Source organism: Streptomyces sp. SD31 (genome assembly GCF_052068475.1).
Lineage (GTDB): Bacteria > Actinomycetota > Actinomycetes > Streptomycetales > Streptomycetaceae > Streptomyces.
The window spans coordinates 237,814-260,335 of record NZ_JBQHCX010000016.1 but is presented as its reverse complement, the minus strand read 5'-3'; the positions used below and the strand labels follow the sequence as shown (position 1 = coordinate 260,335).

19 protein-coding genes and 1 pseudogene are annotated in these 22,522 nt (G+C 70.3%); 7 read left to right on the top strand and 13 right to left on the bottom strand.

Going from position 1 to position 22,522, the window contains the following annotated elements; genetic code table 11:
• Positions 1-491 precede the first annotated feature (491 nt).
• On the bottom strand, positions 492-1,418 hold the full coding sequence (locus ACTMVF_RS31355) for an NADP-dependent oxidoreductase (RefSeq protein ID WP_441274454.1): 927 nt from the start codon (positions 1,416-1,418) through the stop codon (positions 492-494).
• A gap of 145 nt (positions 1,419-1,563) precedes the next feature.
• Between ACTMVF_RS31355 and ACTMVF_RS31350 the strand changes: the two genes are divergently transcribed.
• On the top strand, positions 1,564-2,652 hold the full coding sequence (locus tag ACTMVF_RS31350; RefSeq protein ID WP_441274460.1) for a GlxA family transcriptional regulator: 1,089 nt from the start codon (positions 1,564-1,566) through the stop codon (positions 2,650-2,652).
• An 18-nt stretch (positions 2,653-2,670) separates the two neighbouring features.
• Here the strand turns inward: ACTMVF_RS31350 and ACTMVF_RS31345 are convergent.
• The 6 genes and pseudogenes from ACTMVF_RS31345 to ACTMVF_RS31320 all read right to left on the bottom strand — a co-directional run.
• Positions 2,671-2,802 (bottom strand): annotated as a pseudogene (locus ACTMVF_RS31345) (IS630 family transposase); the annotation flags it as partial.
• Positions 2,803-2,970: 168 nt separating this feature from the next.
• Positions 2,971-3,753, bottom strand: coding sequence for a S1 family peptidase (locus ACTMVF_RS31340; protein WP_441274453.1), 783 nt, complete (start codon positions 3,751-3,753; stop codon positions 2,971-2,973).
• A 183-nt stretch (positions 3,754-3,936) separates the two neighbouring features.
• Positions 3,937-4,167, bottom strand: coding sequence for a hypothetical protein (locus ACTMVF_RS31335; protein WP_441274452.1), 231 nt, complete (start codon positions 4,165-4,167; stop codon positions 3,937-3,939).
• Between the two features lie 345 nt (positions 4,168-4,512).
• Positions 4,513-5,706 carry a Cmx/CmrA family chloramphenicol efflux MFS transporter gene (locus tag ACTMVF_RS31330; protein WP_441274451.1) on the bottom strand — a complete coding sequence of 398 codons (1,194 nt, stop codon included), beginning with the start codon at positions 5,704-5,706 and terminating at the stop codon, positions 4,513-4,515.
• Between the two features lie 207 nt (positions 5,707-5,913).
• Positions 5,914-6,096: a DUF397 domain-containing protein gene (locus ACTMVF_RS31325; RefSeq protein ID WP_441274450.1), complete on the bottom strand. Its 183-nt coding sequence runs from the start codon at positions 6,094-6,096 to the stop codon at positions 5,914-5,916.
• Positions 6,093-6,914 carry a helix-turn-helix domain-containing protein gene (locus ACTMVF_RS31320; protein ID WP_441274449.1) on the bottom strand — a complete coding sequence of 274 codons (822 nt, stop codon included), beginning with the start codon at positions 6,912-6,914 and terminating at the stop codon, positions 6,093-6,095. The genes ACTMVF_RS31325 and ACTMVF_RS31320 overlap by 4 nt, the downstream gene beginning before the upstream one ends.
• A gap of 113 nt (positions 6,915-7,027) precedes the next feature.
• Here ACTMVF_RS31320 and ACTMVF_RS31315 point away from each other — a divergent pair, with 113 nt between their 5' ends.
• The 3 genes from ACTMVF_RS31315 (at position 7,028) to ACTMVF_RS31305 (ending at position 9,342) form a co-directional block, all read left to right on the top strand.
• The gene (locus ACTMVF_RS31315) at positions 7,028-7,438 is read left to right on the top strand and encodes an ATP-binding protein (protein WP_441274448.1); all 411 of its coding nucleotides are present in this window, start codon (positions 7,028-7,030) and stop codon (positions 7,436-7,438) included.
• 241 nt (positions 7,439-7,679) lie between these two features.
• Entirely contained in the window at positions 7,680-8,426 is a 747-nt protein-coding gene (locus ACTMVF_RS31310) for a phosphotransferase family protein (protein WP_441274447.1), read from the top strand.
• 334 nt (positions 8,427-8,760) lie between these two features.
• Positions 8,761-9,342, top strand: coding sequence for a YdeI/OmpD-associated family protein (locus ACTMVF_RS31305; protein ID WP_441274446.1), 582 nt, complete (start codon positions 8,761-8,763; stop codon positions 9,340-9,342).
• A gap of 18 nt (positions 9,343-9,360) precedes the next feature.
• Here the strand turns inward: ACTMVF_RS31305 and ACTMVF_RS31300 are convergent, their stop codons facing one another.
• Positions 9,361-9,915, bottom strand: coding sequence for a YceI family protein (locus tag ACTMVF_RS31300; protein ID WP_441274445.1), 555 nt, complete (start codon positions 9,913-9,915; stop codon positions 9,361-9,363).
• Between the two features lie 156 nt (positions 9,916-10,071).
• On the opposite strand from ACTMVF_RS31300, the gene ACTMVF_RS31295 reads away from it, so the two are divergent.
• From ACTMVF_RS31295 to ACTMVF_RS31285, 3 genes are all read left to right on the top strand, one after another.
• Entirely contained in the window at positions 10,072-12,408 is a 2,337-nt protein-coding gene (locus tag ACTMVF_RS31295) for a polysaccharide lyase 8 family protein (RefSeq protein ID WP_441274444.1), read from the top strand.
• A 154-nt stretch (positions 12,409-12,562) separates the two neighbouring features.
• Entirely contained in the window at positions 12,563-14,146 is a 1,584-nt protein-coding gene (locus tag ACTMVF_RS31290; RefSeq protein WP_441274443.1) for an acyl-CoA carboxylase subunit beta, read from the top strand.
• 57 nt (positions 14,147-14,203) lie between these two features.
• Positions 14,204-14,398: an acyl-CoA carboxylase subunit epsilon gene (locus tag ACTMVF_RS31285; RefSeq protein ID WP_441274442.1), complete on the top strand. Its 195-nt coding sequence runs from the start codon at positions 14,204-14,206 to the stop codon at positions 14,396-14,398.
• A gap of 2 nt (positions 14,399-14,400) precedes the next feature.
• Here ACTMVF_RS31285 and ACTMVF_RS31280 read toward each other — a convergent pair whose 3' ends face one another.
• From ACTMVF_RS31280 to ACTMVF_RS31260, 5 genes are all read right to left on the bottom strand, one after another.
• Positions 14,401-17,418, bottom strand: a complete 3,018-nt coding sequence (locus tag ACTMVF_RS31280) for an NACHT domain-containing protein (protein ID WP_441274441.1) — start codon at positions 17,416-17,418, stop codon at positions 14,401-14,403.
• A 102-nt stretch (positions 17,419-17,520) separates the two neighbouring features.
• Positions 17,521-18,102, bottom strand: coding sequence for a GTP-binding protein (locus tag ACTMVF_RS31275; RefSeq protein ID WP_026248371.1), 582 nt, complete (start codon positions 18,100-18,102; stop codon positions 17,521-17,523).
• Entirely contained in the window at positions 18,083-18,661 is a 579-nt protein-coding gene (locus ACTMVF_RS31270; protein WP_441274440.1) for a DUF742 domain-containing protein, read from the bottom strand. The genes ACTMVF_RS31275 and ACTMVF_RS31270 overlap by 20 nt, the downstream gene beginning before the upstream one ends.
• Before the next feature lie 95 nt (positions 18,662-18,756).
• Positions 18,757-19,170 (bottom strand): roadblock/LC7 domain-containing protein, encoded by a 414-nt coding sequence (locus tag ACTMVF_RS31265; protein WP_004983065.1) that lies wholly within the window; start codon positions 19,168-19,170, stop codon positions 18,757-18,759.
• A gap of 10 nt (positions 19,171-19,180) precedes the next feature.
• Positions 19,181-22,447, bottom strand: coding sequence for a nitrate- and nitrite sensing domain-containing protein (locus tag ACTMVF_RS31260; protein WP_441274439.1), 3,267 nt, complete (start codon positions 22,445-22,447; stop codon positions 19,181-19,183).
• Between the last annotated feature and the right edge of the window lie 75 nt (positions 22,448-22,522).

The following is a 22,522-nucleotide window of genomic DNA, read 5'->3' as shown; positions in this document are numbered from 1 at the left end:
CACCCGGACGAGCACGTCGTGCTCCCCCACGGTGGGTTCGGGGACGTCCGCCTCCTGCAGCGGCTCCTTGTACTTGGTGACTACGAACGCTCGCATGGGGCGCTACTCCTTGTCTTCATCCTGTTTATCCAGGGGTGAGGTCAGATCAGCCAATTCGGCGTGACATGGGGCCTAGCCCCACTCCATTAATCCGATTGCACTCAATTATGAGTCTGCTCAGTATTATTCGCAAGGGAGGTCCCCTGGGGCGCGGTCACATGCCGATCGGGCGCCGCGAGCGGGCCAAGCAGGCCAAGCGTGAGCGCATCATGACCGCAGCCCGCGAACTGTTCGCCGCACATGGCGTCAGCGGGGTCACGGCACAGCAGCCGGCCGTGCCCGCAGGTCCGCCCCGTCCCGTTCGGCCGTGCCCGGAACCCGGGGACCGGTCGGTCCCGGGGCTCCGGTCCCGCTCCGCCTGCCCGTAGCCGACCCGGCCGGGGCGGCCGGCGTCAGGCGACGCTCAGGACGATCTTCCCGGTGGTGCGGCCCTGCTCGCCGATCTCGTGCGCCTTCGCGGCCTCGGCCAGCGGGACGACGGTCTCGATCACGGGCGTGAGCGCGCCCCGCTCGGCCAGGGCGGCGATCTCGCGCAGACCCAGGTGGTCGGGCTCGACCAGCATCCACACCGCCCGCACGTGGCCGGGGACGTCGGCGGGGACGTCGGCGGGGCCGGGCAGGGTGATCAGCCGGCCGCCCGGGCGCAGTACCGTCAGGGACCGCTCGGCGTTCTGGCCGCCGAGCCCGTCCAGCACCACGTCCACGTCCCCGACGGCGTCCTCGAAGCGGACCGTGCGGTAGTCGATCACCTCGTCCGCGCCCAGCTGCCGCAGCAGGTCGTGCTTGCCGGCGCTGGCCGTGCCGATGACGTACGCGCCGCGGGCCTTGGCGATCTGCACGGCCAGGTGGCCGACCCCGCCGGCCGCCGCGTGCACCAGCACCCGCTCACCGGCGCGCACCCCGGCGGTGTCCACCAGGGCCTGCCAGGCGGTCAGCGCGGCCAGCGGCAGCGCCGCCGCCTGCACGTGGGTGAGGTTCGCCGGCTTGGGCGCGAGGTGACGGGCCGGGGCGACGACGTACTCGGCGTAGGCGCCGGCCTGCCGCGGGAACAGCGGCATGCCGTACACCTCGTCCCCGGGGCGGAACATCCCCACGCCCGGTCCGACGGCCTCCACGGTGCCGGAGACGTCCCAGCCGACCGCCGGGACCTCGCCCCACTCGATCAGGGCCCCGCTGGCCCGGGTCTTGAAGTCCACCGGGTTCACACCGGCCGCGTGGACCCGCACCAGGACCTCGTTCAGTCCCGGCTCGGGCCGGGCGACCTCACGCTCCACGAGCATCTCCGGTCCGCCCCACTGCTCCACGACCACCGCACGCATGCTGTCCGCCTCACTCTTTTCCGTCTTGATCGGATACCGGCCGCCCGGGCCCTTCCCGGCGCGACGCAGTCCACGATCCGGCACCCGCCCCCACCATGGTGTTGGCCGTCTGGCCACTATGTGACAGGATCTGGCCATGAGCGAGATGCAGTGGCCGTGCACCGACCCCCGCCCCGACCCGAGCGCCGACGCGGCCGGGCGGCACCGCATCGCCGTCCTCGCCCTGCCCGGCGTCCCGCCCTTCGAACTCGGCATCCCCTCCCGCGTCTTCGGCAGCGTCCTGGACGCCGGCTCACGCCCGCTGTACGAGGTCACCGTCTGCACCGCCGACGGCGCCCCGGTCCTCAGCGACGCCGGGTTCACCGTGCAGCCCGCGGCCGGTCCCGAGGCCCTGGCCGCCGCGGACACCGTGATCGTCCCGCCCACGCACGCCATGCCCGAGCTGGGCCGCGGCGGCCCGCTGCCGCCCGAGGTCACCGCGGCCATCGCCGGCATCCGGCCCGGCACCCGCCTGGTGTCCATCTGCACCGGCTCCTACGTCCTGGCCGCCGCGGGCCTCCTCGACGGCCGGCCCGCCACCACCCACTGGAACCTCGCCCCCGAGTTCCGCCGCGCCTACCCCCGCGTCAAGGTCGACGAGGAGGTCCTCTTCGTCGACGACGGCGACGTCCTGACCTCCGCGGGCGTCGCTGCCGGCATCGACCTGTGCCTGCACATGATCCGCCGCGACCACGGCGCCGCCGCCGCCAACCGCGCCGCCCGCGCGTGTGTCGTCCCGCCCTGGCGGGACGGCGGCCAGGCCCAGTACATCGACCGCCCGGTGCCCGAACCCACCGTCGCCACCACCACCGCCACCCGCGCCTGGGCCCTGGAACACCTCGGCGAACCCCTCTCCCTGAACCGCCTGGCCGAACACGCCCGGATGAGCCTGCGCTCCTTCACCCGCCGCTTCCGCGACGAGGTCGGCATGACCCCCGTGCAGTGGCTCACCGCGCAACGCCTGGAACTGGCCAAGCAGTTGCTGGAGACCACCGACCTGTCCATCGACCTGGTCGCCCACCGCTGTGGCTTCGGCTCCGCCAACTCCCTGCGCGCCCACATGCGCACCGCCTTCGGTGTCTCACCCGCCTCCTACCGCCGCACCTTCCATACCGACGACCTGGTGGAAGCGGGCGTCCGAGGACACATCAGCGCCGCACATACCCGCTCCGCGGGCCGGCCGGGATCCGCCTGATCATCCGCTGCCGGTGCCCCCTCCAGCGGAGGCGGGCAGCATCATCGCCCGCCGGTAGCGCACCGAACTCGTGCTGCCCCGGCGCACGATCTGCTGCAGCTTCTGCCCCTCGTGGTCGGTCAGTCTGCGCACACGGACGGGCTCGGCCACCGCGCCTCCAGCGGTCGGATCGGATGTCACCGCACATGCAACCGCCACGACCGCCGACCCGGCGAACCTATGCGGTCACAGCACTAGCCGTAGGCGTGGAACACCACACGGGCCCGGCGTCCGAGGACGCCGGGCCCGCAGCACTGAAGAATCAGAGGCACTGGCAGGTCAGAGACCGGCCGCCGCCGAGGCGATCGCGGAGGCGAAGGTCGAGACCTCGGTGTAGACGCCGGGGGCGTTCGGGCGGGCGCAGCCTATGCCCCAGCTGACGATGCCGACCTGGATCCACGCGTTGCTCGCGTCCCGGCGGAACATCGGGCCGCCGGAGTCGCCCTGGCAGGTGTCGACGCCGCCCGAGGGGTAGCCGGCGCAGATCTCCTCGTTCGCGACGAGGCCGCTGTAGCCGCTGTAGGAACGGCACTGGGCGTCGCTGACGAACGGCACGTTGGCCTTGAGCATGTAGCGCTGCTGGGCACCGCCCTCGCGGGCCGCGCCCCAGCCGGCGACGGTGAAGGTGCCGGTGTTGTACTGCGTGGTGGTGGCGATCTTCAGCGTCGGCAGGTTGATGGGCTGGGCGAGCTTGATGAGCGCCCAGTCCTTGCCGGTGCCGTTGTAGCCGGGGGCCCGGTACACGTAGGTGGAGCGGACCTGCACCCGGCCGCTGGTGGACTGCAGGTCCACGACGCCGGCGGTGGCGGTGATGCTGGTGTTGGCGCCGGTCGAGCCCACACAGTGCGCGGCGGTGAGCACGATCTGCTGGGTGTAGAGCGCGCCGCCACAGCCCATGGAGAGCCGGACCATGAACGGGAACTCGCCCTGCGTGGCACGGGTCCCGCCGACGACGCGCGTCTCGGCCGCGTTCGCGGCCGAGACGGGCTGAAGACTGACGATCGCGAGAGCGGCTGCGCCGAGGACCGCGCATCTCTTGAGCGCGGTGAGGAGCTTCTTCAACGTGATGCCTTCCGTGGGGGGTTGGACATACGAACGTGGAGAGCGCTGAGACGTCAGGGGCATGACAGGCAGAGAGACGGTGATGGGTGCGGCTCTCTGTGACATGCGCCGGTCAATTGTGTTGCTGGATTATGTGGATCCCGTGAGCGCACGGGCAAGGGGCCAATTCCGGCCACACCCGGATCAGGACACGCGCCTCACGCCCCAGCGCTCCCGTCCGTACCGCTCCCCGGCGGCATGCCACCAGCCGGGCGGCGAGGCGCCGTCGACGACCGCGCTCGCCTGACCGGGATGCAACCCGAGCCGCCACAGGGCAGCGGCATCGACATGGACCGTGACCCACGCCCGCCAGTGCCCGTCGCTTCCCGGCGCACACACACGATCCCAACGGACCTCGCCCGCCGCGAACGGCATCCAGTCGATGCCGCGCTCACGCAGTCAGGCGCGAGTGGCGGCCAGGGGCTGAAGGCGCCCCTTCCGGATCTCGTACGAGGCGAGGGCGACCCATGCGGAACCGGAACCGGAACCAGGTCGGGGCGTGGCGTTCATGGCGTCGATGATGCCCGAGCACGACCTGGGCGCGCGCCCCGATATCGCCGTCCGGCCGGACCGGCATCCGTCGATGCCGGTCCTCAGGTGATCGGGCGCGAGCGGCGGCCGCGGAGCCGAGGGGCCGAGGGGCTGTCCCGACGAGGCGGACCTCGCCGATTTGGTACGAGGTGATGGTGAGTCGTGTATCACTGGCCCGGGGCGGGCCAGTCATGCGCAGGACGATGCCGCCCGTGCTCCCTCGCCCGCGCCCCGAGCGCGGCGGCCGCCCGAACCAGCCGCGAGGCCCGCCACCCCCAGCGACAGCGCCACCAGCACGGCGCTGACCCACAGGGGCGACCGGTACCCGAGCCCGGCCCCGATGGCCGTACCGCCCAGCCAAGGCCCGAGTGCCGCGCCCACGTTGAACGCGGCCGTCGCGAGGCCACCGCCCAGCGTGGGCGCACCGGGAGCCGCGTACAGCACCTGGGAGATGAGCGTGGAGCCGACACCGAAGGACAGGGCGCCCTGCACGAAGACGAGCCCGAGCGCCACGGCCGGTGTCCCGGCACCGAGCGCGAAGGAACCCCACCCGAGGCACAGGGCACTCCCGCCCCCGATCACCACCACCCCGGGCCACCGATCAGCGAACCGCCCCGCTGCGCCGACCCCCGCGAACGCCCCCGCCCCGAACAGCGCGAGCACGACGGGCACCCACCCTCGCTCCAGCCCCGTCACCTTGGTGACCAGGGGCGCGAGATAGGTGAAGGTGCAGAAGGTGGCGGCGTTCACGAGGGCGCCGAGGAGCAGCGTGACCTGGAGCCGGGCGCTGCGCAGTGACCGCAGTTCACCGCGCAGGGCGGGCCGCGCGGAGTCGGCGGAACCACCCGGCACGGACCGCACCACGGCCACCACGGCGGGCACGGACACCAGCGCCACCGCCCAGAACGCCGCGCGCCACCCCCAGAGCTGGCCGAGCACCGCCCCGGCGGGCACCCCCACCACACAGGCCAGCGTGACTCCGCCGAGCAGGGTGGACGTGGCCCGCCCCTTGGCATCCGGCTCGACCATGCGGACGGCCGCGACGAGGGCGACGGCCAGGAAACCGGCGTTGGCCAGCGCCCCCACGACCCGCGTGACGACCAGTACCCCGAAGCTGTCGGTCACCGCCCCCACGACATGGACGGCGATGAACACACCCAGACACCCCAGCAAGGCCCCCCGCCGCGACCACCGCCGCGCGAGCCCGGCCATGACCGGCGCCCCGACCACCATCCCCACGGCAAACGCAGAGGCGAGCGCCCCGGCAGCCGGCACGGAAACCCGCAGATCCCGCGCGATGTCCGGCACCAGCCCGGACAGCATGAACTCGGACGTCCCCTGCGCGAACACGGCGACGCCCAGCAGATAGAGAGCGAACGGCATGAAGAAACTCCGCAACCCGAAGTCGAAGTCGAAAACGGCACGTTGAACGGCCGTCCGGCAGCGGAGTGAGCCCTGAAAGGGAACGGGCCTTGATCAGCCCGGCACCACGAGCAGCCACCGGAGAGCCGGTGGCCGGAGTCTGGAGGCTTCGGGGCTGGACATGGGGGCAGGCTATGCGGGCCCGGGGCGAGGATCCAGCGGTTTTTTTCAGCTGGGGATACGGCCGAGGAAGGCGCTCCAGGTGGTGGGGGAGACGGTGAGGACGGGGCCGTCGGGGGCCTTGGAGTCACGGACGTGGACGGCCGAGGTGTGGGTGGCCACCTCGACGCAGTTGCCGCCCTCGCTGCTGCTGTAGCTGGACTTGAACCATGCCAGTGCTGCGGTGCTCATGACTCTCCTAGCAGTTCCTTCAGGAGGCACTCGCTCTCTTCGCAGGAGAGCGCCTGAGATCGCAGCATCGCATACTTGTGGTGGTAGTAGCTGACCTCTTCTCGGTCATCGACGAGGAAACTGGCCCGCTGGACTTCCAGGTAGACCAGCCTTTCGTGCTCCGGCGTCTCAAGCAGCACCATGGGGCCACCCAGTGCCGCGTGAGGCGTCTTGTCCATGGGCATGATCTGAATGCTCATGTGAACCGGCCGGGTGAGCTCCAGGATTTGCCGGATCTGCTCGCGCCAGGCCTCCGGACCGCCCATTGGCCGCCGCAGAATGCTCTCCTCCAGAATGAAGTGACCCACGGGCGGCTGCTCTCGCTGCCAGATCAACTGCCGTTCCATGCGAGCCTGGACCCACTGATCGGCCGTCTCGCTGCCCAGTGCCGGATACCGGTAGTCGAAAACGGCCCGGCAGTAGTCCGGCGTCTGGAGAAGACCCGGAACGACCAGAGTCTCGTACGTCAGGAAGCTGACCGCCTCCTGCTCGTGATCCACCAGCCCCTGCGCGAACTGCACGATCTTCTCCCGCACCGGCATCTTCGCCACCAGCACGGCCAACACCCCGCCCGTCCCCAGCAGTTCATCGAACTGCTCGGCTCTGTCCGGCTGAAGCGCCAACCTCCCCTGCTCAATGGACCCCACGGTGTCCACATGAATGTTCGCCAGCTCGGCGAACTGCTCCTGCGTGAGCCGGGCTTGCTTCCGGCAGTGCGCCAGCACCGCCCCGACCGCGTGCCACGAACCGACCTTCTTGGGCTTCTTCGCCACGTGCATGCGTAGTCCCTTTCCCCCGCGTGCACCCGAACCGCTCGTAGTGGACTCGTAGCAATCAGAACTACGACTTCACTCACTGAGCCACTGTAGTGACACACAGTGACACTGGCCCCATGAACGGCAAACCCCAACTCCCCCACACCCGCGAGGCCTTCTACCGACGGGACCGCAGATCGGTGCGCTTGGCCCGCGAGTTCACCCGCGAGACCCTGACCGGCTGGGCCGTCGCCGACCGCAGCGACGACGTTCAGCTCTGTGTCAGCGAATTCGCCACCAACGCGTTGCTCCACGGTGTACCGCCCGGTCGGCGCTTCGCTCTGCGACTCGCCTTGGACACCGACGGCGTCCTCCGCGTGGAACTCCATGACAGCGGCCCAGGCGAGATCCGCGTACCGGACGACCCGGTGCCGGAGTCGGAGCACGGCCGCGGCCTGCTGCTCGTCACCGCGCTCGCGGACAAGTGGGGTGTCGGGGAGCGGAATCCCGGCAAGGTCGTGTGGTGCGAGTTCGAGGTGCGAGGGTGACTATGACCGGGCGTTCCGGCGAGCCTTGGCGGCTTGTTCGGGTGCCTCGGCCCGCTCACCAGATCCCTCGCCGCCTCCTCACCGTTCCGAACACTGTTCATCCTGGTCCACGGCTCGTGCCGAGCGGACCGGAACTGCAGAAGACGGCCGCTCCTGCTGGGTAGCGGGATGCGGTCAGCCGCGTAATCGCGCGCGACAAACCCGGCGACGTCGGCGAACATCCCCGGGATACTGGTCACCCATGGATCAGGTCAAAGTCGTCGTCGCCCATTCCGAGCGCGCGACTCTGCGCGTCGGCGATGTGTTCCTGAAGGTGGACGCCGATCCGGCGCGCATCGATGTCGAGGTCGAGGCGATGTCCCTCGCGCCGGTCCCGACCCCGGAGGTCCTGTGGCGCAAGCCGTCGGTGCTCGCGACCGCCGCACTCCCGGGGTCGACGCTTGGGCGCCTCGGCGGGCCGTCGACCGGGTCGCCGGCGGCGTGGGCCGCGGCGGGCGCTGCCATCCGGAAGCTGCACGACGCGCCGCTGCCGTCCCGGCCGGGCCAGGCGGGCCGGAGCATCGTCGCGCTGGCGGCGGAACTCGACGACGAGTGCGAGTTGCTCGTGACGAACGGCGTCCTGCCCGCCGACCTGGTCACCCGCAACCGCCAGGTCGCCGAGGCCGCGCTCCGGCCGTGGACTCCGGCGTTCACACACGGCGACCTGCAGATCGCGCACGTCTTCGTCGACGGCGACGAGGTCACCGGCATCATCGACTGGTCCGAGGCGGGCCGGGGTGATGCCCTGTACGACCTCGCCACCTTCACGCTCGGACACGAGGAGCACCTCGGCGACGTCATCGCCGGCTATGGCACCGACATCGACCTCGACGTGATCCACGCGTGGTGGTCGTTGCGAAGCCTGCTGGCAGTTCGCTGGCTGATCGAGCACGGCTTCGACCCCTTCGCGCCGGGCTGTGAGGTCGACGTGCTGAGATCCCGGATGTGAGGCTGCGTGGGCCCGACTGCCTCGTATGCGTTCCGACGCATCGAGCAGGCCATCCCCGGGGCGCATCACCTGCCCTGACCCTCGACAAGGTGCGGTGCGCAGTCGTCGCCGGCAGATGACGGCGCAGCCGAGGGTGACGAACGCGTGGTGGATGACGTCGCGGATCTCCCAGCGGATGCGCAGGCGGCGGAACCAGTGCAGCAGCGCGGTCGCTCCTTCCACGACCCATCCTGCTCGTGGATTTGCGGCGGCTCTACGAGGGTGAGGGGAGAGGTGAGCGAGGCGTGCCCCTCGGAGGACAGAATCTGACCTATACCCCACATACCGTCTCCCCATGACCACCTCCGACGGCCCAGACCCCCAAGCCTTCGCCTCCGCCACCGCCCTCGACCAATGGCTGACCGGCCACCCCGCCCCCCATCCCGGCCTCTGGATCAAAGTCGCCAAGAAGGGCTCGGGCATCCACTCCGTCACCGCCGCCGAGGTCAACGACGTGGCGCTCTGCCACGGCTGGATCACCGGTCGGCGCAGGGGTCTCGACGCCGCGTACTTCCTGCAGAGGATCACCCCGCGACGGCCCGGCAGCCTCTGGTCGATGGTCAATGTGCGGCGCGTCGAGGAGTTGACGGCTGCCGGCCGCATGCGCCCGGCAGGCCTCGCGGAGGTGGACGCCGCGAAGGCGGACGGGCGGTGGGCGGCGGCCTACGAGTCACAGAAGCACGCCACCGTCCCCGAGGACCTGGCGGTCGCACTGGAACGGAGCCCCCGGGCCAAGGCCGCCTTCGACGGGCTCGGCAGGACGGATCAGTACCTCGTCATGCTCGGGGTGCTCCAGGCCCGGACCCCGGAGAGCAGAGCGGCCCAAGTAGGCGCGGCGGTAGCGAAGTTGGAGGCGGGGGCCGAAACTCGGATCTAGCTCCAGCCCCGCCCGAGGTCACGCGTTCCGGATCGCCGAAATATCGAAGATGAGCTTGATCTTGTCCGAGACCAGCACCCCACCCGTCTCCAGCGCCGCGTTCCAGGTCAGCCCCCACTCCGAGCGCAGGATCTCCGCCTTGCCCTCGAAGCCGACACGCTCGTTGCCGAACGGGTCCTTCGCGGCGCCGTTGAACTCGAGGTCGATGGTGAGCGGTTTGGTGGTGCCGAGGATCGTCAGATCACCGGTGATGCGGTAGTCGTCGCCGCCGAGGGCCTGCGCCGAGGTCGAGCGGAAGGTCATCGTCGGGAACTCGTCCGTCTTGAAGAAGTCCGCGCTCCTGAGGTGCCCGTCGCGGTCCGCGGAGCCCGTGTCGATGCTCTCCATCTTGACGTCGATGGAGGCCGCGGACGCGGACGGGTCGCCGCCGTCCAGGTGCAGCGAGCCGCTGAAGTCGAGGAACTTGCCCTTGACGTTGGTGACCATGGCGTGGCGGACGGTGAAGCCGATCGTGGAGTGGGCCGTGTCGATCGTGTAGTCGCCGGTCAGGGCGGTCAGGTCGGTGTTCGCCATGACGTGCTCCTTCGCTAGATGTTGAATCTTTAACTACATCAACGCGACCGACCCTAGGCCTATTCCGTTCAATATTCAACATCATCCGCAAGGTGTTGGCGTGATTACTCTGAGGTGGTAGATGCCCAGGGCATGAACCCACAGCGAAGAGCCTCCATGGGACCCACCCGTCGAGCCGTGTTACGCACGGCGGCGTTCCTGACCGCGACCGCGACCGCGACCGCGACCGCGACTACGATCACGGCTGCTCCCGCCGCCCACGCCGCCGACCCCTACGACGCCCTCCGCCTCCGCTGGCTCGACATCGCCCTCGGCGCCGACTACGACCCGACCGCCGAGCCGTACGCCACCCGCCTCGCCGAAACCGGCACCCTCGCCCGCGGCTTCCAGACCACCATGGCCCCCACCCCCACCTCCCTCTGGCCCGGCCACCCCTACGACCCACCCGCCGGCATCACCCGGAGTTACGGCCGCCTGTGGACCATGACCCAGGCCTACGTCCAGCCCGGCACCGGCTCCACCGCCGACCCGACCCTCCTCGCCGACGTCCTGCGCGGCCTCGACCACCTCTCCGCCACGATCTACAACCCCTCCACCACCCGCTACGGCAACTGGTGGGAATGGCAGATCGGCAGCCCCCGCCTGCTGATGGACATCACGGCCGCCCTGCACGGCCACCTCGGCGACGCCCGGATCGCCGCCGCCTGCGCAGCCGTCGACCATTTCATCCCGGACGCGATGCTCACCGACTACTCCGGCACCTCCACCGGCGCCAACCGCGTCGACCTCTGCCGCAGCGTCGCCCTGCGCGGCATCCTCGGCCGCACCCCGGCGAAGATCGCCCTCGCCCGAGACGCGCTCTCCCCGGTCTTCCCGTATGTCACGAAGGGCGACGGCCTCTACGCCGACGGTTCGTTCGTCCAGCACACCTGGGTCGCCTACTCCGGCACCTACGGCCAGGTCCTCCTCGACGGCCTCGGCCGCCTCTTCGCCCTGCTCGCCGGATCCGAGTGGGAGGTGACCGACCCGAACAAGCAGATCGTCCTGGACAGCGTCGAGCGTGCCTTCGCCCCGCTCATCCACGACGGGCTGATCATGGACAGCGTCAACGGCCGTGCCATCAGCCGGGGTTACCTCAAGAGCGACGACCGGCACGTGATGCGCAGCGACCACTTCCACGGCCAGGGCGTCATCGCCGCCATGGCCCTGCTCGCGGGCGGCGCGAGCGCGGCGGAACGGGAGCGCTGGTGCGGCCGTATCAAGGGATGGATCGAACGGGACACGGTCACCCCGATCTTGACGGCCCGTCAGTTCGGCGTCGCGGACCTCGCACGCCTGAACGCCGTCGCCGAGTCACCCGTCCCGGCCGCCCCCGAACCCACCGGCCACCACCTCTTCGCCGCCATGGACCGAGCCGTCCACCGCCGCCCCGGCTTCGTCGCGAACATCGCCATGGCCGGTGACCGCATCGCCCACTACGAGTGCGGCAACGGCGAGAACCCGCGCGGCTGGCACACCGGCGCCGGGATGCTCTCCTGGTGGGCGGAGGGCCTGGGGGACCAGTACACCGACTGGTATTGGCCGACCGTCGACTGGTACCGGCTCCCGGGTACGACCGTCTCCACGCTCCGCCTCCCCGACAAGGCCGGCGGCGAATGGGGCGAGCCCAAGCCCGACGTGCGGTGGGTCGGCGGCACGACCGACGGCGAGTACGCGGCGATCGGGCAGCATCTGAAGGGCCTGGGGTCGACGCTCGAAGCCCGTAAGTCATGGTTCTGCGCAGAGGACGCCGTGATCTGCCTCGGGGCAGGGATCACCTGCGCCGACGGCGTCCCCGTCGAGACCGTCGTCGACAACCGGAACCTGGGGGAGGGCGGCACCCAGGCCTTCGTACGCGGCCCGGGCTGGGCGCATCTGGAGGGTCACGGCGGCTGGGTGGTGCCGTACGGCGATCTGCGCACCCTGCGCGAGGACCGCACCGGCGCCTGGGCCGACATCAACACCACCAGTACGACCGAGCGCCGCACCCGCCGCTGGCAGACCCTCTGGCTGGACCACGGCACGGACCCCACGGACGCGTCGTACGTCTACCTGCTCATGCCCGGCGCCGGTCGGCGCGAGGTCGCGGGCCGGGCCGCGCTGGGCCGCCGTTGGCTGTCGGTCCTCGCCAACGACAAGGCGCGCCAGGCGGTGCACGTGCCCTCCCTGGGCCTGACGGCCGTCAACTTCTGGCAGCCCGGCACGACCGGCCCGCTCACCGCGTCCGCCGGCGCGAGTGTGCTGCTCCGCCGCGGCGGCCGTACCGCTACGCTCTGCGTGAGCGAGCCGCCGCGCACCGGCGAGCCGCTGGAGATCACCTGGGAGCACCCCGTGCGCCGCGTCCTGCGCGCGGACGACTCGGTCGAGATCCTCGCGACGGGCCGCCGACTGCGCCTCCGTGTCACTCCGGGGATGGTATGTGCGACCCACCGATGTGAGGTGGCTCTCGGCTGACGTCTTTGTGCGGCCCCTACAACGCGCAGGCCCTCTGAGCAGTCGGAAGGGCTGCATGCCGGGATGGTTCTGTTCAGTGGTACCAGGAAAACACTCCGGAGACTGTACGGAGTCAACGGCTCGCTTTCCTTGTTGTCCTTCGTAAGGTCGCTACATGACCGTTTTGGATGAGGCACCGGGTGAGCCGATCGACGCCCACGGGCGGACGGCCGAGCTGCACGAGATCCGTGCGCAGGCGCTGGCCGGCCCGAGCGAGAAGGCGACCGCGGCGCAGCACGCCAAGGGCAAGCTGACCGCCCGGGAGCGGATCGAGCTGCTGTTGGACCCGGGCTCCTTCCGGGAGGTCGAGCAGCTGCGCCGGCACCGCGCCCAGGGTTTCGGCCTGGAGACCAAGAAGCCGTACACCGACGGTGTCATCACCGGCTGGGGCACGGTGGAGGGCCGGACGGTCTTCGTGTACGCGCACGACTTCCGGATCTTCGGCGGCGCGCTGGGCGAGGCCCACGCCACGAAGATCCACAAGATCATGGACATGGCCATCGCGGCCGGTGCCCCGCTGGTCTCCCTGAACGACGGCGCGGGCGCCCGCATCCAGGAGGGCGTCTCCGCCCTCGCCGGCTACGGCGGCATCTTCCAGCGCAACACCAAGGCGAGCGGTGTCATCCCGCAGATCTCGGTCATGCTCGGCCCGTGCGCGGGCGGCGCGGCGTACTCGCCCGCCCTGACGGACTTCGTCTTCATGGTCCGCGAGACGTCCCAGATGTTCATCACCGGCCCGGACGTGGTCAAGGCGGTGACGGGCGAGGAGATCACCCAGAACGGCCTGGGCGGCGCGGACGTGCATGCGGAGACGAGCGGCGTCTGCCACTTCGCGTACGACGACGAGGAGACGTGCATCGCGGAGGTCCGCTACCTCCTCTCGCTGCTGCCCCAGAACAACCGCGAGAACCCGCCCCGGGTGGACTCCACGGACGCCGCCGACCGCCGCTCGGACGTCCTGCTGGACCTGGTTCCGGCGGACGGCAACCGGCCCTACGACATGGCGAAGGTCATCGAGGAGATCGTCGACGACGGCGAGTACCTCGAGGTCCACGAGCGCTGGGCGCGCAACATCATCTGCGCGCTGGCCCGGCTGGACGGCCAGGTGGTCGGCATCGTGGCCAACCAGCCGCAGTCCCTCGCCGGCGTCCTCGACATCGAGGCATCGGAAAAAGCTGCGCGCTTTGTCCAGATGTGTGACGCTTTTAACATTCCGATCGTCACTTTCCTGGACGTCCCCGGGTTCCTCCCGGGCGTCGACCAGGAGCACGGCGGCATCATCCGCCACGGCGCGAAGCTTCTGTACGCCTACTGCAACGCGACCGTGCCGCGGATCTCGCTGATCCTGCGCAAGGCGTATGGAGGCGCCTACATCGTCATGGACAGCCAGTCCATCGGCGCGGACCTCACCTACGCCTGGCCGACGAACGAGATCGCCGTCATGGGCGCGGAAGGTGCGGCCAACGTCATCTTCCGCCGGCAGATCGCCGAGGCCGAGGACCCCGAGGCCATGCGGGCCCGCATGGTCAAGGAGTACAAGTCCGAGCTCATGCACCCCTACTACGCGGCCGAGCGTGGCCTCGTGGACGACGTGATCGACCCCGCGGAGACCCGCGAGGTGCTCATCAAGTCCCTGGCGATGCTCCAGACCAAGCACGCCGACCTGCCGTCCCGCAAGCACGGCAACCCCCCGCAGTAACCCAGCGGATCCTTCGCGGTACCCCCGCGGAAACCTCTCTCACGGAGACTGTGACCTATGAACCCCCCTGACATCCGCGTCGAGAAGGGCCACGCCGAGCCCGAGGAAGTCGCGGCCATCACCGCGATCCTCCTGGCCCGCGCCGCCGCCCAGCCCTCCGACACCACCCCGGCCCACCGCGGCCGCGCGAAGGCGGGTTGGCGCCGCCTGGAGCGCGAGCCCGGGTTCCGGGCGCCGCACAGCTGGCGCTGAGCTCAGTTGATGGCGACCTCGGTACCCCGGAAGTCCAGGGCGCCGGGGTCGTCCGGCGTGACACAGCCATAGAGACTGAGCAGGCGGACCTTGGGAGGTGTGAATCCCGGGGATGCCAGCCAAGCACGGACATCGATGTTGTGAAGTGCGAGGTGCAGGCCGGGCGTTGCGGCAACCTCGTCCAAGCCCCCGGGCAGGCAAGGCTCGTCGGCGAGCAACTGGAGAAGCGTCAGTCGCGAGCAGTCGCCGAGGAAAGCAAGGTCCGTGGTCGCCCGCATCCCCCAGAGGGCGACGTAGGAGAGCTCCGGCCCGAGAGGCAGGCTGTCGACCTGCTGGGTGCCGCCGAGTTCGAGGTAGAGAAACTTCAACCTCGCCAGCTCACCCAGCACTTCCAGGTTGTCCACCGAGATGTCGCCCAGCAGGGAGAGGTTGTACAGGGCCGGGTGGCTTCGGAGCGCCAGAAGGTCGACCTCACCGCTTAGCTCCTCGGCGCGCAGGCTGACCAGTGGGGACAGCTCGGCCACGGCAGCGAAATCCGCGAAGGGATGTTCGATGGCCAGATGGGTGAGCGACCTCAGCCGGGTCACCGTCGGCCACTGGGCGGAATGGGAGAGCCTCACCGTCTGATCGCTGAGTGCCAACCGGGACAGCACCCGGTCGACGTAGCTGTCCGCGTCGAAGTAGGCCCAGGCATCGATCAGCGCACGGATCACCTCCCTCCGCTCGTCCCGGGTGTACCCCTCCAGCAGGCCCAACGCCTCCGGGCCGCCGATCAGCGCAGCGGTCCGCACCGTCTGCGCCGCGGCCTTCTCCGACAGCCCCAGCCCCGACCGCGGCAACCACCGCAGCAGACTCGGCCCCACCGCCGCCAACGACGGAGGATCCGTCTCCCGCCGCGCCGGAAGGAGCCGCGAGACTGCTTCCTCCAGCCGCCCCGCCAGCTCCTCCGACACCGACGGCAACGTCTCCTGACACGATGCCGCCACCAGCCGCAGCGCCCGCGCGTGCCGAGGCTCCTCCTCCGCCCGGTCCAGGATGCCGCCGAGCAGTTCCGCCCGCTGGCGGGCGTTGGCGTGCCCCGCGGCCATGATGACCGTCTCCCGCCACTGGTCCAGATGCGCCCGGCCGACCAGGTTGCCCATCCGGTCCTCCTCGGCGGCCTCCTCCGCCGCGAGGTACTCCTGGAACGTCCGGTGCACGAAGTCCAGCCGCCCCTGCGCGGGGGAGCGCAGCAGCCCCGAGCGGTCCCGTAACTGCCGCAGCACCGCCTCGCCGTCCATCGGCTCCAGATGCCGCATCGCCCGCAGTCGCGCGCCCACATGAACAGCCGCCTGCTCCAGCGCGATCTCGCTCCGGTTGTTGTCCGACAACCGCCACGCCAGATCCCGCAGCAGGATCAGCTTGTCGCCCAGGCTCAGCGCGCTGTCCACCGCGCTCGGCACATTGCGGTCGGCGTCCCGGTCGTGGACCAGCGTGTGCAAAGCGCTGCGGTACAACTCCATCCGGTCCCGGGGCAGTTGGCGCCCTCGGTTCAGATGCATCGCACACAGCATCGCCGCCAGCAACGGTGTCCCCGCCAGCGACTGAAGATGCGCCCGGTCCTTCAGGCTTGTCAGCAACGACTGCTCGTACTGCGGGAGTTCGTCCACCGCACATGGCAACTCGTCGCCCAGTTCCCGCACCGCCTGATGCCACTGCCGGACGAAGGCGGCCAGGTCCGGCGGCGTCATACGGTCCAGGTGCAGGGCCGCGAAGTCCTCCCGTCGCAGCCAGTCCGCCCCCGCCGCGGCAGGGCGGGAGGTGACCACCACCCGCACGTCGGGGTACGTCGACAGCAGCCGCCGCAGCCACTCCCGCACCGCCCGCCGCTCCCGGTCGAGCAGTTCGTCCACGCCGTCGATCAGCAGCAGTGCACGCCCGCTGTCGAGCTGCCGTTCCACCCAGCCCCTGGGCATGATCCCGGTGAGCGGAGCCGCCACGCCGTCGAGCATCGCCTCCGGCGCGGGCAGGGTACGGCCGCTGTACTCTCGTAGCTTCACGAAGACCGGGGTGAGGCCGTTCCAGTCCGTCAGCTCGCCCGTGAACGCGCCCCGGGCCGCCGTGACCGCCAGCCAGCGCAGCAGGGTCGTCTTGCCCGAGCCGGCCTCGCCGCGCAGCAGGACCCGGGAGGAGCCGCGCAGGGCCGCCTCCACACGCATCCCGGAACCCTCGCCGCCCGCCTCCTCCCAGTCGCTCATGTCGGCCCGCAGACGGGGCAGTGAGCGGGCCGTGCGGCGCCACGCACTGTCGTCGCCGGTCGCGCGCAGGCTGACGTACGCCACCGACAGCCGTACCTGCGCGGCCGCGCGGTCGGAGGCGCGGCGGAACAGCTCCACCTCGTCGAGGCTCTCGCTGACCAGCTCGAGATAGCGGCGCCGGAACGCCGTGTCCTGGTCCGTGCCGTCCGGCGCGAACAGGGAGCGGTCCGGGAGCTTTTCGAGGATGCGGGCCACTTCACCGCCCAGCGTGGACGTCCGCACCAGCAGCTCCGCGGCCGCCCGCTCCTCGAAGACCGGCAGGCTGCGCACGATCCGGACGTAGTACTCCACGCACTCGGTGAAAAGCCGCTCGTACAGGCTGCCCTCCGCCTCGCTCAGCCCCACCGGCCGGCGCACCGCCCGGTTGATCCGACGGATCAGCTCGGCCGACTGGGCGTCCGCCGCGAGCAGCGCCTCGTCGGACAGGTCCGCCGCCGCGAACGTGTCGCACACCGCGTCGATCACGGCCTGCCGCCCGGATTCCTCCAAGCTCCTGAACTCGTGCTCCAGGAACGGCTCCAGACGGTCGAACACCGCGTCGGCGATCTGCTCGAACTGCCGCTTCACACTCCGCGAGAACTTCACCCCGGGTACCCGCACCCGGGCCAACTCCTCGAGGGACAGATGGCGTTCCTGATCGCGCCGCTTGCCCCCGAGCCAGATCTGCGCCGCCGTGTTCGCCACAGTCGTGCCCAGCCGTAATGCGGCCGTCTCTGCGATCACCCTCGTCTCCCCTCCCGAAACGACTTACGGCCCCCATCCCTCCCACAGGAGAAACGAGAGCCGCAAGCGAAACGTGCCGAAGGCCGGCCGCCGGAGAGCCGACTACCGCAGCCGTGCCATCAGCGCGTGCTCGACCAGCGTGATCAGTGCCGACTTGGCGTCCGCGCGGTGGCGGGCGTCCGTCGTGATGATCGGGGTGTCCGGACCGATCTGGAGGGCCTCACGGACCTCGTCCGGGTTGTACGGCTGGTTGCCGTCGAAGCCGTTCAGCGCGATCACGAACGGCAGGCCGCTGTTCTCGAAGTAGTCGACCGCGGGGAAGCAGTCGGCGAGGCGACGGGTGTCCACCAGGACGATCGCGCCGATCGCGCCGCGCACCAAGTCGTCCCACATGAACCAGAAACGGTCCTGACCGGGGGTGCCGAACAGGTACAGGATCAGGTCCTGGTCCAGGGTGATACGGCCGAAGTCCATGGCGACCGTCGTGGTCGTCTTGTCTCCGGTGTGGGTGAGGTCGTCGATGCCCGCCGAAGCGGAAGTCATCACGGCCTCTGTGCGCAGCGGGTTGATCTCCGAAACGGCCCCGACGAACGTGGTCTTGCCCACGCCGAAGCCACCCGCCACCACGATCTTCGCCGAGGTGGTGGAGCGGGAAGGACCGCCGCTAGAGCTTGCGAAGTCCACTGAGCACCCTTTCGAGCAGTGTCACGTCTGGCTGGCCGCCGGCGCTCTCGTCGCCGCCGGGCTGATGGATGGCGACCAGGCCCGCCTCCGCCAAGTCGGCGACGAGGATCCTGGCCACGCCGAGAGGGATCGTCAGGAGGGCGGAGACTTCCGCCACCGACTTGATCTCGCGGCAGAGGTTGCAGATCCGCTGATGCTCGGGCAACTGGCCCTGCATCTGGTGCGGCTGCGCGGTGGTGTGCACCAGCGCCTCGATGGCGAGCTGGTAGCGCGGGCGCGTCCGGCCGCCGGTCATGGCGTACGGGCGCACCAGGGGGTTGTTCGACGACCCGGCGGGCGCCGGCTCAGGGGCGCGTCGCTGCGGCTGCACCGGCTGGATGCGCGGCGCCGGCGGCTGGTCGTAGGGCGAGGGCCCGGGGCCCTGCGGCGCGTACGGCTGCCGCTGGCTCGGCGTGGAGGGGAAGTTGTAACGGTTCGGGTTCTGGGAACCGTCGTTCTGGCCCTGGCCAGGACCGTACGACCAATTACCCGACGATGAACCGCCTGGGGGTGTTGCCACTCTCTCTCCTCCTCCGACTGTGCCTGGCACCCATCATGTGGAGCCGCGTCCCGAAACCTTACGGCCCCGGGACGTCAAAACGCACCGACTGTCTGTTAGTTGAGCAGGCTGCCTTGAAGCTCCGCACGAAGATCCGGCGTGAGGACCGTACCGGCTCGGTCGACCAGAAGCGCCATCTCGTACCCGATGAGGCCGATGTCCGCCTCCGGATGTGCGAGGACGGCGAGCGACGAACCGTCGGAGATGGACATGATGAAGAGGAATCCCCGCTCCATCTCCACAACCGTCTGGTTCACGCTGCCACCCTCGAAGATACGGGAGGCGCCTGCCGTCAGAGACGTCAGACCGGAGGCGACGGCCGCGAGCTGGTCGGCGCGGTCGCGGGGGAAGCCTTCGGACATCGCCAGAAGGAGTCCGTCGGCGGAGACCACCACCGTGTGCGACACCCCGGGGGTGTTGTCCACGAAGTTGGTGATCAACCAGTTCAGGTTCTGTGCCGCCTGGCTCATCGGGCTCACACTAACGCTCCTGGTTGTAGGTGCTGTCAGAACCGAAGCCCTGACCGTTCGTTTCGCTTCCCGCGCTGCGTCCCCGCTGGACCCCGCGGCGCAGGTTGCTCAGCCTGCCCCGGACGTCCTCGGGAGCGCGGGAGATCTGTGGACCTCCCTGGGGGGTGGTCTCGGCGGCTCCCTCGACCAGGTTGGCCTTGGGCACCCGCCGCGGCAGGCCGGAGGAGGTCACTCCGCCCGCCTTGGGCTTCCGGAGCTGCGCGGCCTGCTGCCAGCGGTCGTCGTTGGCCGAGCGCCAGCTGCTGTCGCCGTTGCTCTCCGGCGTGGGGGCCGGCGATTCCTGCCGCACCGGCCGAGCGCCGTTGGTGCCGCTCGCGGCGGCGCCACGGCGGGGCAACCCGGCGTCGGTCAGTGCGTGGGCGGCGGAGGAGGCCGGTCCCGGACGGTCGAAGCCTACGCGGTCGTGCTCGTTCGAGTCAGCGGCCTGCGCAGATTCCGTTTCCGGAGCGTACTGGTCCTGGTACCCGTTGCGGTAGCCGTTCGGCTGCGGCCAGTCATCCTGGTGGCGCCGCTGTTCGAAGGCGGGGAAGGTCTCCGGGGCCGACGCGCTCGCGGCCGCGGGCTCCTCACGAGTCGCCTCCGGATACGAGGGCTCGGGGTAGCCGCCGCCCGACGAGTAGGTGTCGTTCTGCTGCAGGCCGCCGTTCGGCGCGTAGTACGTGTCGTCGTACGACTGCCGCTGCTGCTCCTCGTACGCAGCCGGCTGCTGCTCCTCGTACGACGTCTGCCGCTGCTCCTCGTACGACTGGCGCTGCTCGTCGTACGACGGCTGCTGGTCGAACCCGCCGCGCTGCTCGGGGAAGCCGCTCTGGCCGTCGTAGGCCGGCTGACCGGTGAAGTCGTCGTACCCGGGCGCCGCAGACGTCTCCTGGCCGGGCTGCTCGCCGTGGTTCTGGGCCTCCAGGGCCGCACGGCGCTCCTCGCGCATCAGGGAACGGCCAACGGGGTCCAGCTCGCGGATGTCGTCCGGGACCTCGGTGTAGCGGCTGTCGTCGAAGCCGAGCTCCGCGGCCGTACGCATCGGCACCTGGTTGAAGTTCTCACCCTGGAAGTTCTGCTCCGGGATGATCTGCGAGACGGTGAAGTCGTCCTGGGCCGAGTGCTGTTCGCCGCCACCACCGTGGGTGATCGCGTCGGGCAGCATGACCAGCGAGGTGGTGCCGGCCTGCTCGCCGGAGGGGCGCAGCTGGACGCGGATGCCGTGCCGGTCGGACAGCCGGCCGACCACGAACAGGCCCATGCGCTGCGAGATCGCGGCGTCCACGGTCGGCGGGTTGGCCAGCTTGTGGTTGATGTCCGCGAAGTCCTCGGCGGTGAGGCCGATGCCCTTGTCGTGGATCTCGATCATGACGCGGCCGTCGGGGAGACGGGTCGCGGTCACGCGGACCTTGGTCTGCGGGGAGGAGAACGTGGTGGCGTTCTCCAGCAGCTCGGCGAGCAGGTGCACGAGGTCGGTCACGGCGCGGCCGTGGATCTCGGCCTCCGGGACGCCCGACAGCTCGATGCGCTCGTACTGCTCCACCTCGGAGGAGGCGGCGCGCAGGACGTCGACCAGCGGGACCGGCTGGTCCCAGCGGCGGCCGGGCTCCTCGCCGGCGAGGACGAGGAGGTTCTCGCCGTTGCGGCGCATACGGGTCGCGAGGTGGTCCAGGCGGAAGAGGTTCTCCAGCTGGTCCGGGTCGGCCTCGTTGTTCTCCAGGTCGGTGATCAGGGTCAGCTGGCCCTCGATCAGCGACTGGTTGCGGCGCGAGAGGTTGGTGAAGATCGCGTTGATGTTGCCCCGCAGCAGGGCCTGCTCGGCGGCGAGCCGGACGGCCTCGCGGTGGACCTGGTCGAAGGCGCGGGCGACCTCGCCGATCTCGTCGCGGGTGTTGATCGGGATGGGCTGGACGCGGGTGTCCACGCGGCCGGGGTCGGTGCGCGAGAGCTGGTCGACCAGCATCGGCAGCCGCTGCTCGGCGATGCCGAAGGCGGCGTTGCGCAGCTGGCGCATCGCGCGGGACATCTGGCGGGCGACCATACCGGCCAGGATGAACGCGGCGAGCAGGGCGACCACGACGGCGGCACCGGTGATGAGGGCGTCGCGCTTGGCGTCGTCGGCGATGTTGGAGGCCTCGTTCACCGCGGTGTCCGCCAGGTCGGACTCGATCTGGCGGTAGGCGTTGAACTTGAGGGTGTTGACCGCCCACCAGTTCTGCGCGGTGACGCCCTTCTCGGCGAGTGCGGCGCGGGCGCTGGGGGCGGGGGACTCGAGGCCGACGAGGGCCTTGACCATATCGGTCGGGTCGGCCGGCGGCGGGACGTAGTCAGGGTCCTTGGCCGCGGCCTCCTTGGCCATGGCCGCGCCCTCGGCCGTGATCTCCTTCTTGGCGTCCTCGAGCTTCTGCGCGTCGGCTTCGGTGCCACCGCCCTTGTACTCCTCGATGGCGATGCCTTCCAGGTAGGCATACGAGGAGAGAGCGACCCGCTGGCTGGCGAAGCTGCTCGCGGTGGGGCCGGGCTTGACCAGCAGGTGCATACCGATGGAGCGCTGCAGCGACAGGGCCGCCTTGGTGAGCTCGATGGCGTAGACCGTGCGGCCGTAGGAGGTGATGTTGCCGGTGCCCAGACCGAGCTCATTGGCGAACTCCGTCAGAGGGTGCGCGACCTCGACGTAGCCCTCCTCGGTCTGCACACCGGTGAGCTTGTTGGTGTAGGCCGCCGCACGCAGGTCGGCGAGCCCCGGCTCGGCATCCCGGAACACCCTGAGACGGCGCTCCAGGCCCGCTTTCTGCGGCATGTTCTGCGCGGCGGCGTCGAACTCGTCGGCTGCCTTGTCCGTGTTGTCACGGGCCGCGGTGACCGTCTTGTCGTCCTCGCCCTTGCCCTGCAGCAGCGGCGCCGCCGTGACGTCACGCTCGTTGTAGAGGGCGTCGGCGTAGTTCAGGGAGGCCCGGACCAGACGCGCGGTGTTCTCCGCGTCCTCGGCCTCCTGCCAGGTGTCGATCGAGCTCTTCACCTGGAAGCCGCCCATGACGAGGCCGACCAGCACGGGTATGAGCAGGATCGCGTTCAGCCGGGTCGGCACGCGCCAGTTGCGCGGCGAGAGACGGCCGCCGCTTGGCGCAGGCGCCGCCGTGGGTTCCGATCCGGGCACAGGGGTGGGCGCCGCTCCGCGCGGCGGCGGGGTGAAGTTGCCCCGGGCCGACGGCTCGGGACTGCTCTTGCTTCGCCTCACTCGACCAACAACCTTCCGGCGGGGTCGGCACCTACGTATGTGCCGCTGTGTCTCAGAGCCCAGTTCGCCATCGAG

Coding starts and splice junctions, on each gene's coding strand:
- ACTMVF_RS31305 (WP_441274446.1), top strand. CDS start 8,761: ATGACCACCTCCGACGGCCCAGACCCCCAAGCCTTCGCCTCCGCCACC.
- ACTMVF_RS31330 (WP_441274451.1), bottom strand. CDS start 5,706: ATGCCGTTCGCTCTCTATCTGCTGGGCGTCGCCGTGTTCGCGCAGGGG.
- ACTMVF_RS31325 (WP_441274450.1), bottom strand. CDS start 6,096: ATGAGCACCGCAGCACTGGCATGGTTCAAGTCCAGCTACAGCAGCAGC.
- ACTMVF_RS31290 (WP_441274443.1), top strand. CDS start 12,563: ATGACCGTTTTGGATGAGGCACCGGGTGAGCCGATCGACGCCCACGGG.
- ACTMVF_RS31350 (WP_441274460.1), top strand. CDS start 1,564: ATGCAGTGGCCGTGCACCGACCCCCGCCCCGACCCGAGCGCCGACGCG.
- ACTMVF_RS31320 (WP_441274449.1), bottom strand. CDS start 6,914: ATGCACGTGGCGAAGAAGCCCAAGAAGGTCGGTTCGTGGCACGCGGTC.
- ACTMVF_RS31310 (WP_441274447.1), top strand. CDS start 7,680: ATGGATCAGGTCAAAGTCGTCGTCGCCCATTCCGAGCGCGCGACTCTG.
- ACTMVF_RS31300 (WP_441274445.1), bottom strand. CDS start 9,915: ATGGCGAACACCGACCTGACCGCCCTGACCGGCGACTACACGATCGAC.
- ACTMVF_RS31315 (WP_441274448.1), top strand. CDS start 7,028: ATGAACGGCAAACCCCAACTCCCCCACACCCGCGAGGCCTTCTACCGA.
- ACTMVF_RS31295 (WP_441274444.1), top strand. CDS start 10,072: ATGGGACCCACCCGTCGAGCCGTGTTACGCACGGCGGCGTTCCTGACC.
- ACTMVF_RS31265 (WP_004983065.1), bottom strand. CDS start 19,170: ATGAGCCAGGCGGCACAGAACCTGAACTGGTTGATCACCAACTTCGTG.
- ACTMVF_RS31335 (WP_441274452.1), bottom strand. CDS start 4,167: ATGCCGTTCGCGGCGGGCGAGGTCCGTTGGGATCGTGTGTGTGCGCCG.
- ACTMVF_RS31285 (WP_441274442.1), top strand. CDS start 14,204: ATGAACCCCCCTGACATCCGCGTCGAGAAGGGCCACGCCGAGCCCGAG.
- ACTMVF_RS31355 (WP_441274454.1), bottom strand. CDS start 1,418: ATGCGTGCGGTGGTCGTGGAGCAGTGGGGCGGACCGGAGATGCTCGTG.